The following is a 12,026-nucleotide window of genomic DNA, read 5'->3' on the forward strand; positions in this document are numbered from 1 at the left end:
CCGGTCGGTGCAGCGGACGGGCTGACCGCTGACGGAGTCGAGATCGACGCGCCCGGCCCCGGCAACGCCGGAGACGTGGCGGGCGCGGCGGGCGGCGTGCCGGTTGGAGTATTGCCCGGTGTGGATGCCGGCGCGGCGTGGGGCGCGTCCACGGCGGGCTTTTGCGTGGTCGTGTCACCGGCCTTGTCACCGGCCTTGTCACTGCCGGCGCCTGGCCCCGACGGCCCGTTCGCCGCAGCGGGATTCAAGGTGTCGGCGGGCGCGTCCGGGGACACGACCGGATCGGCAGGCGGCGCGGGCGGCTTGGCTTGCGACGCGCGGGCGCGGGGGCTTGGCGGCACATGCGGGGCGGCGGCGGCTTCCGCGTCGGGCAGGAAGCGCTGCAACAGCTGGAAAAAGCCTTCGTAGAATTTCGGACGCGACACCGTCTGGCTAGCCGTTTTGACCAGCGAGTCGTCGCTGGAGCCGAACGGCATCGACACCTGGCCCAGCACGCTGACGCCCACGCTGGCCGAGCTGGAAGTGCGCTTGATTGAATAGCGGTCTTGCACCGCGTTGGCAAACACCGTGGCGCGCTGGTTGGCGCTGCCGTCCGAGGCGCAGTCGATATTGAAATTGATCTGCGTGTGCAGGCCGTCCTCGCCCTGGAAGTTCTTGTGCCCGGACACGCGGGCCGGGTCGAAGCGGTCGATGTTGTAGCCCTGGCTGAGCAGGGCACGCCGGCCCGCATCGCAGGCGGTGGTGCTGGCCGAGGGGAAGGTGCGCGAGAACACATCGTTTTGCGCGAAGTCTTCTCTTTCGTAAGCCGGCTTGGGCGAACTGCATCCCGCAAGGATCGCCGTCAGGCAGACAAACAAGGAAACGGGCAGACGACGGGTAACGCTGGGCATGAGGGGTCCGGCTTTTGGCGTAAAGCGGGCATTATCGGCCAGGAATGGGCCGGTGGCGAATCGCCCCCCGCCCACCGTGATCCCTTGAAACAGTTTTAATGGGGTCGGGGAGCAAATGCGGAACTGACCCCGTTTTCCCCGCGCGATTCCTCGCGCGATTCCTCTTGCCCCAGGCTGCGCCGATAACTGGCGCATCCCGCCGCCAGCAGCAGCACGCACAGCACAGTGGCCACGCCGATCAGCAGCGACAACGACTGCCCCACCGCCGCCGGGCTTTTGAACAAGCGATCGGTCAACAACGCCACCGCCGTCGTCCCCAACCCCAGGCCGATCAAATTGGAGATCAGCAGGAACAGCGCCGACACCTGCGCGCGGATCTGGTTGGGCGGCAGAATCTGCATCGCCGCCGTGGACGTGGGCATGGGAAAGGACGCAAAGAACATTGCCGGCAGCAACAGCGCCACCGACGCCGCCAAGCTGTCCACCTGGGTGAACGCCACGGCCGGTAGCGCCATGCCTACCGCGCCGATCACGCCCGCCCGCATCGGCGCATCGCGATAGCCGCGTCGGGCCAGCCCGTCCATCAGCCAGCCGCCGCAAAAAACGCCCGCCGTATTGGCCACCAGCACCACCACACCCAGCATGTACCCCACATCCACCGGCGACATGCCGAACTTGCGCATGTAGAAGGCGGGCGTCCAGCCCAGCAAGGCAAACAGCACCATGGCATAGAACGAAAAGCCCAGGTAGTGACAAAAGAATGTGCGGCGATGACGGCCCAGAAAACGAAACGTGTCGGCCACCGTGGGCTTGGGCGCGTGGCCGTCTGCGTTGCGGCGCAAGCCCAAGCGCCGCGGATCGCGCACCGTCAGCAGGATCAGCAGCGCCACCAGCAGACCCGGCAAGCCCACGATGAAAAACGTGACCTGCCACGGTCGCATCGCGCCGACCAACGGCACCACCACGCTGTCCACGCTTTTAAGCAGGTTGATGACATAGCCGCCGATCAGGAACGCCATGCCGCCACCAATAAACGAGCCGATCGAATAGATGCCGACGGCGCGGCCCAGCTTGTCGCGCGGGAACATATCGCTAAGCATGGAATAGGTGGCGGGCGACAAGGCGGCCTCGCCCACGCCCACGCCGATGCGCGCCAGGAACATGTGCGCAAAGCTGCGCGACAGGCCGCAGGCGGCGGTTGCCAGGCTCCAGAACGCCACGCCGATGGCGATGATCCTCGGGCGCGAATAGCGGTCGGCCAGCAAGGCGATGGGGATGCCCATGACGGCGTAGAACAGCGAGAATGCCAAGCCGTGCAGCAGGCTGAATTGCGTGTCGGACAGTTGCAGATCGTGCTTGATCGGTTCGATCATCAGCGCCAGGATCTGTCTGTCGACGAAGGAAAATATGTACGCTAGCATGCATATCACGACGACGTACCACTCGTAGGCGTAGCTTCGTTTCGTCAGTGGCGGCAGCGTCGCGTCAGTCATGTTTTTCCCTTGTTTTGCTTAGTCTTGTCCATCGTTTGTAGGTCTTTGCGCAGCCGGCCTCTATACGCGGCGCGCAACGACTGTTCCCACCGCGCAGGAAAGCATGTTCAACGACACCTATCCGCTGAACCGCCATTGCTTGCTGGACTCGGGCAACGCCGCCGAGGTCAAAGACCAGGTCAGCCAACACCTGTGGTCGCACCGCATGTGCGTGGCCCAGGGCAAACCCTTGCAATCGCGGCTGTATGGCGTGTTCTTCGGCAACGCGGCGCTGTTCGATCTGCACTACGGCGCCGAAGTCGAAATCGACGCGGGCGACATCTCCAGCTATTACCTGATCCGCATCACGCTGCAAGGGTCGGGTCTGGTCACGCTGGGCAAACGCAGCGCGTCCCTGCAAGCGGGCAGCCTGACGATTTCATCGCCGTCCGAACCCAGCGTGATCAGCATCGGCCGCGACTGCCGCAACCTGATCCTGCGTGTCGAGCGGCAGGCGCTGGAACATCAATTGCAGCGCCTGCTGGACCGCCCCATCAAGCACGCGCTGGTGTTCGACCTGGAAGCGCCGCCGGATTCCCCCGGCCTGGCCGCCGTGCGCGAAACGCTGGACTACCTGTGTCGCCTATACCAGCACCCCGCCATCGACGGCGTCACGCAGACGCTTGCGGCCGGCTTTTCCGACTACCTGCTGGCGCTGCTGTTGACCCAGCTGCCGCACAACTATTCCGACGCCTTGCGCGCCGACCACCGCCAGCCCCTGCCCCAACATGTGCGCGCCGCGCGCGACTACATCGAAAGCCATGTCGACGAAGCGATTTCGCTGGCGGATCTGGCGGCGCACTGCGGCGTGTCGGTGCGGACGCTGCAAAACGGCTTTACGCAGTTCCTCAAGCAAAGCCCCAGCGACTACGTGCGCAACCACCGCCTGGCCCTGGTGCACGCCGCGCTGGAACAGGCGCGCGGCGGCGATAGCGTGACCGACATCCTGCTGCGCCACGGCGTCAGCAGCTTTGGCCATTTCGCCACGCATTACCGCAAGCGCTACGGCTGCCTGCCGTCGGACACGCTGCGTCGGCATCGGCCCTAGCGCGATGTCGTCGGCCATCGCCCGCGCCATCGAAATCCCGCGCCCGCCCCGTCGCAATCCCTTGCCGGATCGGAACGGCGCTTGCGCATTTGGCGCAGCCCACGCGCCGCGCCGCCGCTAGGATCAAGCCTTCAAAGAAGGAGCTTGATCATGCGAATCAGCGTAATTGGCGGCGGCCACGGCTGCTACGCGGCCGCGGCCGAACTTGCCGAAAAAGGACACGAGGTGAGCTGGTGGCGCCGGGATGACGACGCGTTCGACGGCTTGCGCAAGGCCGGTGCGCTGACCGTCACAGACTACCGCGGCACGCGCCAGGTCCCGCTGGGCCAGGGCCCCGGGCAGTTGGCGCTGCAAGCCTCGCTGGAGGCCGCGCTGGCCGACGCGCGGGTCGTCGTCATTCCCCTGCCCTCGACCACTCACGACGCGCTTGCGCCCATGCTGGCCCCGCTGTTGCAGGACGGGCAGGTGGTGTTCCTGCCGCCCGGCACGTTTGGCTGCTACCTGTTTTCCCGCGCGCAGCGGGACGCCGGCAACACCGCCCGCGTGGCGTTTGCCGAAACCGGCACCCTGCCCTATCTGGCGCGCAAGCACGGCAACACGGTCGTCATCAGCGGCTACGCCACGCGCTTGCCCACCGGCGTGTTCCCCAGCCGGCTGACCGACGACGCGCTGGCGTTGCTGGGCCAGGTCTACCCGAGCATCGAGCCCATTGAAGACGGATTAGCGGGCGCCTTGATGAACGCCGGCCCCATCATTCATCCGCCGCTCATCATGATGAACGCCGGCCCCCTGGAGCATTTCGACAAGTGGGACATTCACAACGAAGGCACGCAGCCGTCGATCCGCCGCGTCACCGACGCGCTGGACGCCGAACGCATCGCCATCCGCGAGGCGCTGGGCTACGCCGCGCCGCACTTTCCACTGGCCGACCACTACGCCACGGAAGGCGATGAATGGATGTACGGTCGCGGCGCACACGGCAAGCTGACCGACAGTGGCGACTGGCGCGAAACCATCGACCTGCACACGCACCGCTACATGCTTGAGGACACGCGGCTGGGTCTTTCCTTCCTGGTGTCCACGGGAAGCTGGGCAGGCGTGCCAACGCCGGTGGCGCAAGGCCTGCTTGGCATCGCCAGCGCCATCACGGGCCGCGATCTGTACGCCGAGGGCCGCACGCTGGAACGCCTGGGGCTGGATCGTCTGTCGCGCGCCGGCATGGCTGAATTGCTGGAACAAGGATGCTGACCATGGAAGAAAGAATCTGCGTGATCGGCGCCGGGCGCATGGGGGAAGGCATCGCGCTGTCATACACCCACGCGGGACGCGCCGTGACGCTGGTCGACATCAAACCCCGATCCCCGACAGAACAAGCCGACCACCACGCGCGCGTGCTGGCGAACCTGCGGCGGGAACTGGCCACGCTAAGCCGGCTTGGCCTGCTGGATGCCCAGCAAGCCGACACCGCCATGCAGCGCGTTCGCCTGTGCGGACGCGACGAAGCCCAGGCCGACCTGCAACGCGCGCGCATCGTCTTCGAAGCCGTGCCGGAACGCCTGGACGCCAAGCGCGACACCTTCGCCTGGCTGGGCCGGGTGTGCGCGGCAGACACCGTCATAGCGTCAACCACGTCCACGTTTCTGGTGACCGAGCTGGCCGAACTGATGCCGGGCGCCGAGCGTTTTTTGAATGCGCACTGGCTCAACCCCGCCTATCTGATTCCGCTGGTTGAAGTCAGCGCCGGGCCTCGCACCGCCGATGCCGCCCTGCAAGCGTTGCTGGCCGTGCTGCGCCAAGCCGGCAAGACGCCCGTGCAATGCGCGCCCACAGCCGGCTACATCGTGCCGCGCATCCAGGCGCTTGCCATGAACGAGGCCGCGCGCATGGTCGAGGAAGGCGTGGCCAGCGCCGAAGATATCGACACTGCCGTGCGCCTGGGATTCGGGCTGCGGTTTTCGGTGTTGGGCCTGTTGGAGTTCATCGACTGGGGCGGCGGCGACATCCTGTACTACGCATCGCGCTACCTGGAAGCCGAGATCGGCCCGCGTTTTGCATCGCCTGCTGTCATTGCCCAAAACATGGAGCAAAACCGCAACGGCCTGCGCGATGGCAAGGGCTTTTACGACTACGCCGACAGGGACGTGGACGCCTACAAGATGCAGCGCCTGGGCCAGCTGTGCAAAAGGCTGGAGGTGATGGGGTTATTGCCGCGCTTTGACGGGGCGCGCACGTTGCCGGGCGCTGACGGCTGAGGGCGGCAAGGGCTAGCAAGAGGCCAGCAAGAGGCCAGCAAGAGGCCAGCAAGGGGGCCGGGTACGCCGCTTGCCCTTCTCAGTTCGCTTGCGCGCGGGCGTCGGGTTGCGATCCCGGTTGCGATCCCGGTTCCGTCTCCGCCGCCGTTTCCTCTTCAAGAATGCGATACGCCAGACGCACGCGGGCTTCGTTCGGAATATTTCGATTCGCCAGGATCACCACGCCGATTTTCCTGGACGGCACAAATGCCACGTAGGCGCCAAAGCCGTTGGTGGAACCCGTCTTGTTTATCCACGCATCAGCACGCGGCGGCTGCGGCGGGGTCAAGGCCTTGGCCGGGTGGTTCTGGCTGTTCAACGTGCCGGCGTTCGCCGCCAACAGCGCTTTCAGCGTCACCGGATACGCCAGTTGTTCCCAGGCCAGGTCCTGCGTCATTCCGCCCACGTCGTAGTAGCCCACATGCGTATCGGCCAAGGCCTTGGACACTACGGGGTCGGCGATGACGGCCTTGGCGATCTTCGCATCGCGGGCGGCCTTGGCGCTGAATTGCGCGGGCGCTGACGCCACGCCCATGTTCGCGTCCACAAAGCGGATCAGGTCGCTGGCGCTGGTCTTGACGCCGTAGGCTTCGTCGGCCAGCACGCCCGGGTTCACGCGCACCGGCGCGTTCTGTTTGTTGTAGCCCTGTGCGTAGTCGCCCATCCTGGCGGCCGGCACCTGAATATAGGTGTTGGCCAGGCCCAGCCTGGGCAACAGCGTCTTCTCCATGGCCTGCGCATAAGGCTGACCCAGGCTCTTGGCCGCCACCACGCCCAACATGCCGATGCTGGGGTTGGCATAGGTGCGGTACGTGCCGGGGGCGTAGCGCGGGGTCCACGCGCACAGGTAGGCCATCAACTGGGCGTTGTCCCGCACCGCGTCGGGCACTTGCAGCGGGAAGCCGCCAGCCGTGTGCGTACCCAGGTGGATCAGGTTCAGCTTGGCGAACTCCGTGCCTTGCAGGGCGGGCACAAAGCGCGCCGGGCTGTCGGTCAGCGACAGCTTGCCCAACGCCTGGGCATAAGTCGCCAGCGTGGCGGTAAACGTCTTGCTGATCGAGCCCACCTCAAACAGCGTGTCACGGCTGACAGGCGCCTGCGTTTGCAAAGAGGCCACGCCATAGCTGCGGAATTCTTGTCGCCCTTCACGCGTAACGGCAATGGCCAGGCCCGCCACGTCGTACTCGCGCATCAGCGCATGCACGGCGTCGTTGATGTCGGCACCGGGGGCCACGGGCTCGGCCGCGGCCAACGAAAACACGGCCCCGCCGGCCATCACGGCCAGGGCTTGCAAAACAGCGCGTCGCGCGGCGTGAAAGCTCATTCCTATCGTCCTATTTCAATTCACGCCAGCCCAACGGCGCAGGCGACATAGTACTAACCCTGAAGCAAATGCGACATGAACTTAGCTATTCTGTACGCAGTCGATTCAAAACCGCGCAGAAGAGACCGGCCCTTGCGGCCGGCGCCGACGGAGCAACCGCCCCGGAAACTCTCAGGCAACAGGACTGCGCGCGTGTAGACAATCTGGAGAGAGGCGCCGTGCGCGCCCACCGAAGGGGAACCCGCCGCCCGCGCGGGTGAAACTCTCAGGTACCAAAGACAGATGGGGTGCCGCGTCCACATTGGTCGCGGCCACCTTGCCTGGAGCCACCATGCCCCGCATCGCCATCATTGGCGCCGGTATCACCGGCGTCACGTCCGCCTATGCCCTGTCGAAGCTGGGATACGCGGTCACCGTCTACGACCGCCAGCGCTATCCCGCCATGGAAACGTCGTATGCCAACGGCGGCCAGTTGTCCGCCAGCAACGCCGAAGTCTGGAACAGTACGGCCACCATCATCAAGGGGCTGCGTTGGATGTTGCGCAAAAACGCGCCGCTGTTGCTGAACCCCCGCTTCAGCTGGCACAAGTATTCGTGGCTGGCGCAGTTCATGGCGCAGATTCCGCACTACCGTGACAACACCATCGCCACCACGCGAATGGCCATCGAAGCGCGCCAGCATCTGTTCGACATGGCCGAGGCCGAAGGCATCGACTTCGACCTGGAGCGCCGGGGCATCCTGCACATCTACCATGACGCCGACAGCTTCAAGGCCGCGCACCGCGCCAACGCGCTGCTGCAAGCCGGCGGTCTGGACCGCTATGTAGTCACCGCCGACGAAGCGCGCGCTATCGAACCCGCCATGCAAGCCGGATGCCACGGCGGTTTCTACACCCCGTCGGACGCCACCGGCGACATCCACAAGTTCACGCGCGGCCTGGCCCGGGCATGCCAGCGCCGTGGCGTCACGTTCGTGCACGATGCCGACATCGACAACATCCAACGCCACGACCGCCCTTACCTGCTGGACATCCGTCGCGACGGCGGCACGCAGCGCGATCGACACGAGGCGGACGCCATCGTCGTGTGCGCAGGCGCGGCCAGCAGGAAATTTGCCCGCCTGCTGGGCGATTCGATCAACATCTATCCGGTCAAGGGCTATTCGATCAGCGTGCACCTGGACGACGCCGACAGCCAGGGCGCCGCGCCGCGCGTCAGCCTGCTGGATGAAGCCGCGAAGATCGTCACCAGCCGCCTGGGGGACCGCTTCCGCGTGGCGGGCACGGCCGAATTCAACGGCTTCAACATGGACATCCGAGCCGAGCGCGTGCAGCCGCTGATCGACTGGACGCGCAAGCACTTTCCCAATATCAATACCACGCGCGTCGTGCCGTGGTGCGGCCTGCGCCCCATGACCCCCAACATGATGCCGCGCGTGGGGCCGGGCAAGCGTCCGGGGGTGTTCTACAACACCGGGCACGGGCATCTGGGGTGGACGTTGTCAGCCGCGACGGCGCAGGTGCTGGCGCAAAGCGTCAGGGCGGCGCTGCCGGCGCCACCAGCAACGTATAGGGGTTGATGGCGCCGCCGTCGTAGATGCCGTAATGCAAATGCGGCGGCGTGCCTTGCGCGTTGCCGGTGTTGCCGACGTAGCCCAGTACGTCTCCGGGCGCCACCAGTTGCCCCCGTTGAATATCGGCGTAGCCATCCAGGTGCGCGTAGTAATGCCGCTGGCGTCCGGGGCCCAGCACCCACACGACCTGACCGCCCAGGTTGTTCGTGCCCACCTGCATGACCACGCCTTCCGTGGTGGACAGCACAGGCGTGCCCCGCGCGGCGAAGATGTCGATGCCCTCGTGTTGGCGGCCGCCCGCCCGGGCCGCGCCCCAGGTGTCGGCCAACCGTCTGGCGGACACGCCCTGTACCGGCACGGGCAAGGACGTCGGCGCTTGCTGCCAGGCCAGCCGGGCCATATGCCAGGGTGCGCGCGCGGCGTCGGGCAGGCGCGGCCATGCCCAGGCAGCAAGCCAGATCAATAAGCCCAGGACGACAAGGCGGCGAAGGAAGCGCAATACAGGATCAACGGTCATGCAAGGTTCGACGGCGGGTATGCCGAGGGGTTCCCGAGGGGCTGTCCCGCCGGCAGTCAATATCGCGTGCCGTAGCCTTCTAGACGAACATCAGGCAAACCGGTGTCGGTGCCTGCGCCGCCACCTGCATGTCGCTTAAATGCCCGGTTGCCGCATCGATGCGCAAGCGCAGGATGGAATCGCCCTTTTGGTTCAGCGCGTACAAGCTGCCCCCGTCTGGCGCCAGGGTGAGTGCGCGGGGGAAGCGCAGCCCGTCAGTCCAGGTTTGCACGCGGCTTAATGCGCCGTCTTTGGCGACGGCAAAGACGGCGATGCTGTCGGCTTGCGGGTGGTCGTTATCGACGCGGCGGGTGGATGCGTACAGGAAGCGCCCAGAGGGGTGGATGAGCAATGCCGCCGCGTTGCCCGCGCCGGTGAATCCGGGTGGTGTGGCAGCTACGTGGTGGCGCTGCGCCAGCACGCGGCCGGCGCGGGCGTCGTAGCCAAAGCATGCGATAGAGGCGTCAAGCTCGTTCAAGACATATAACAGCGCGCCATCGGGATGCAGCGCAAGATGGCGTGGCCCGCTGCCCGCGGGCAGCGTCGTGCGTTCGGACAGCGCCAGCTTGCCGTCCTTGAACGTGAACAGGTTGATGCGATCGCTGCCCAGGTCGGTAGCCAGGACGCGCTGGCCGGTGGAGTCGAACAGCACCATGTGCGGGTGCGCGGATTGTTGTTCGGGGCGCGGACCCGAGCCGGTTTCCTTGACGATGCCCGACACTTCACCCAACGCGCCGTCGGCCTGGATGGGCAGCACGTTGTAGGTGCCACCCCCGTATTGCGCGGTGACAAGGTAGCGGCCATCCGGGGATGCGGCCAGGTACGCAGGCGCGGTGCTGGATAGCGACAAGGGCTGCCGGTTCAAAAAGCGCAGGCTGCCGTCAGCCGGGTCGATCGCATAGGATTCGGCCGTGCCTCGGGCCAGGCCTTCCCATTGATCGATCTCGTTGATGGCGTAAAGAAAGCGTTGCGTGGGGTGTACGGCCAGGTAGGACGGATTGTCGCTTTCCATCACCTGGATCAGATGCCAGCCACCCTGCGGGCGCAGCGCATAGGCATGTATGCCGCGCGATGGCGGCCCGCCGGCAGTGCCGCCGGGCGCGTCGCGGGTATAGGTACCCACATAGGCGTAGCGGGCATCGGCGCGGGCGGTCGTGGCGCCCATGGCCGACAGCCAGGGCCCCGCCGCGCTGGCCGCCGACAAGCCTCCGGCGAACTGGATGAAGGATCTGCGGGGAGCACTGGATAGGGAATTCATGGCGAAATCCGGCAAGGCGGGCGGCGCGTCATGACGGGCGCACCGACATCGCGTGGTGAAAGACGTTGTTGGGATCGTAGCGGCGCTTGACCTCTTGCAGGAAAGGATAAAGCCCGCCGTCGCCGTAGTACAACCGTGGCCAGAACGGGTACGCCAGCATGTCGCTGTCGGGGTAATTGATGTAGCACCCTTCGTAGCGGTCGCCGGGATACGGCGTGCCGGCGTGTTCGGGCCGGGCCGCCGGGTCGGTATATACATCGCGATAGAAATCCGACATCCAGCGTACGTGCAGGGGGTCGTGGTCGGCGTGGTTCCAGTACGTTTGGTATTGCAGCTTCATGGTGGACGCGCGCTGGTGCACGGCGGTGTCGCGCAGGCGGTCCGGCTGGTTGACGGCGCCCCCGTACGAGTCCACCTGCAACAGCGACTGGCGCAGGTCGGCGCCAGGGACGTCGCGCGTCAGGTGGGCGTGGATGCGCGCCGCTTCGTGGGCCGTGAAATTGCGCTTCATGTAGGCGGATTTGTATTTGCCGCGTTGATTCGGCCCCGAGCCGTTAAGCGCTTGCGTGGCCACCAGCCAGTCATGGCGGATGACCGTGTGCGGTTCGCTGCACAGCAGGTCGCCGCCTGCGCGTGGACGCGGCAGCCCCGGCGTGGTGGCGCGCGCGGCCACCGGCGCGCAGGGGCGGAAGCGATCCAGGAAATCTTGCAGCACGGACAGGTCCTGGCAGGTGCCGTCGGGGTTGCAAAATTGCACGATCATGACGATCTGCCCGGCAGAGCGATGTGTCAGTTTCAGCAACGAGAACATGCCCCAGGTGTCGGCGTCGCGGCCGCGCGTGTTCCAGTAGCCGCCGTAAATATCCAGCAACTGCGCGAAGCGGCTGGGCGTCATGCCCGCCCAGTCGAACGCGACGGTGGCGATGGCCACTTCGCGCGGGGCACGCGGTAGCGCGGCAAAGCCATAGCTGGTGATCACGCCGAAATTGCCGCCGCCACCCCCCCGGCATGCGCGGAACAGAGCGGCGTCTTGCGTGGCGCTGGCGGTGCGTGGCACGACACTGCCGTGGGCGTCCACGGTCAGGATGTCGACCGCGCTTAGCCAGTCGCACGCCAGCCCTTGCAGGCGTGACAGCAGCCCATACCCGCCGCCGCTGATATGGCCGCCCGCGCCCACCGAATAGCAGGACCCGCCGGGTAGCGACACGCCGTGACGCTTGTAGAGGTCTTGATCGCCATTCCAGTTTTGCGAACCGGCCGCCACCCGCAGCAGGCCCTCTGAGGACGGCACGCGGTCCAGCAGGCTGAGGTCCAGGATGACGCCGCCCGGATTGTTGGAGACGAAGTCTTCATAGCAATGGCCGCCGCTGCGTATCGTGGGGCGCTTGCCCTCGGCCACGATACGACTTAGTGCCGCCGCCGCCTGCTCCGGCGTTTCGCATAGTTCGATACGCGTGGCCGCATGGCTGGGCCGCGCCGGCCAACGAAGGTTGAAGCCCTTTTTCAAGGTCTTGTAGCGGGGATCGCCTGGCGTCACGCTGATGCTCATCTTGA

Annotated in this window: 10 protein-coding genes and 1 riboswitch; of the genes, 4 read left to right on the plus strand and 6 right to left on the minus strand. The window is 66.1% G+C overall.

Features of this window, described 5'->3' with window-relative positions; genetic code table 11:
* Together ACNPP0_RS04280 and ACNPP0_RS04285 are read right to left on the minus strand one after the other, a co-directional pair.
* Positions 1-890, minus strand: an 890-nt coding sequence (locus ACNPP0_RS04280) for a DUF2242 domain-containing protein (protein ID WP_448705099.1), incomplete at its 3' end; no start/stop codon positions are given.
* A gap of 95 nt (positions 891-985) precedes the next feature.
* The gene (locus ACNPP0_RS04285) at positions 986-2,383 is read right to left on the minus strand and encodes a spinster family MFS transporter (RefSeq protein ID WP_448705100.1); all 1,398 of its coding nucleotides are present in this window, start codon (positions 2,381-2,383) and stop codon (positions 986-988) included.
* 103 nt (positions 2,384-2,486) lie between these two features.
* On the opposite strand from ACNPP0_RS04285, the gene ACNPP0_RS04290 reads away from it, so the two are divergent.
* The 3 genes from ACNPP0_RS04290 (at position 2,487) to ACNPP0_RS04300 (ending at position 5,722) form a co-directional block, all read left to right on the plus strand.
* Positions 2,487-3,470, plus strand: coding sequence for an AraC-like ligand-binding domain-containing protein (locus ACNPP0_RS04290; protein WP_448705101.1), 984 nt, complete (start codon positions 2,487-2,489; stop codon positions 3,468-3,470).
* A gap of 150 nt (positions 3,471-3,620) precedes the next feature.
* Positions 3,621-4,718, plus strand: a complete 1,098-nt coding sequence (locus ACNPP0_RS04295) for an NAD/NADP octopine/nopaline dehydrogenase family protein (RefSeq protein WP_448705102.1) — start codon at positions 3,621-3,623, stop codon at positions 4,716-4,718.
* Positions 4,712-5,722 (plus strand): 3-hydroxybutyryl-CoA dehydrogenase, encoded by a 1,011-nt coding sequence (locus tag ACNPP0_RS04300; RefSeq protein ID WP_332608816.1) that lies wholly within the window; start codon positions 4,712-4,714, stop codon positions 5,720-5,722. Before ACNPP0_RS04295 ends, ACNPP0_RS04300 begins: the two co-directional genes overlap by 7 nt.
* 79 nt (positions 5,723-5,801) lie before the next feature.
* Here the strand turns inward: ACNPP0_RS04300 and ampC are convergent, their stop codons facing one another.
* Positions 5,802-7,085 (minus strand): class C beta-lactamase, encoded by a 1,284-nt coding sequence (gene ampC, locus ACNPP0_RS04305; protein ID WP_448705103.1) that lies wholly within the window; start codon positions 7,083-7,085, stop codon positions 5,802-5,804.
* 106 nt (positions 7,086-7,191) lie between these two features.
* Positions 7,192-7,282: riboswitch (glycine riboswitch) on the plus strand.
* A gap of 134 nt (positions 7,283-7,416) precedes the next feature.
* Here ampC and ACNPP0_RS04310 point away from each other — a divergent pair.
* Entirely contained in the window at positions 7,417-8,664 is a 1,248-nt protein-coding gene (locus ACNPP0_RS04310) for a D-amino acid dehydrogenase (RefSeq protein ID WP_448705104.1), read from the plus strand.
* On the opposite strand, the gene ACNPP0_RS04315 is transcribed toward ACNPP0_RS04310, so the two are convergent.
* The 3 genes from ACNPP0_RS04315 to ACNPP0_RS04325 form a co-directional block, all read right to left on the minus strand.
* A complete protein-coding gene (locus ACNPP0_RS04315) occupies positions 8,621-9,175 on the minus strand; it encodes a M23 family metallopeptidase (protein WP_332608819.1) in 555 nt (184 codons plus the stop codon). The two genes, ACNPP0_RS04310 and ACNPP0_RS04315, sit on opposite strands and share 44 nt — an antisense overlap.
* 79 nt (positions 9,176-9,254) lie before the next feature.
* Entirely contained in the window at positions 9,255-10,472 is a 1,218-nt protein-coding gene (locus ACNPP0_RS04320) for a lactonase family protein (protein ID WP_442880229.1), read from the minus strand.
* 28 nt (positions 10,473-10,500) lie between these two features.
* Positions 10,501-12,021, minus strand: a complete 1,521-nt coding sequence (locus ACNPP0_RS04325) for an N-acetyl-D-hexosamine oxidase (RefSeq protein ID WP_448705105.1) — start codon at positions 12,019-12,021, stop codon at positions 10,501-10,503.
* Between the last annotated feature and the right edge of the window lie 5 nt (positions 12,022-12,026).

Source organism: Achromobacter semiaridum (genome assembly GCF_053543755.1).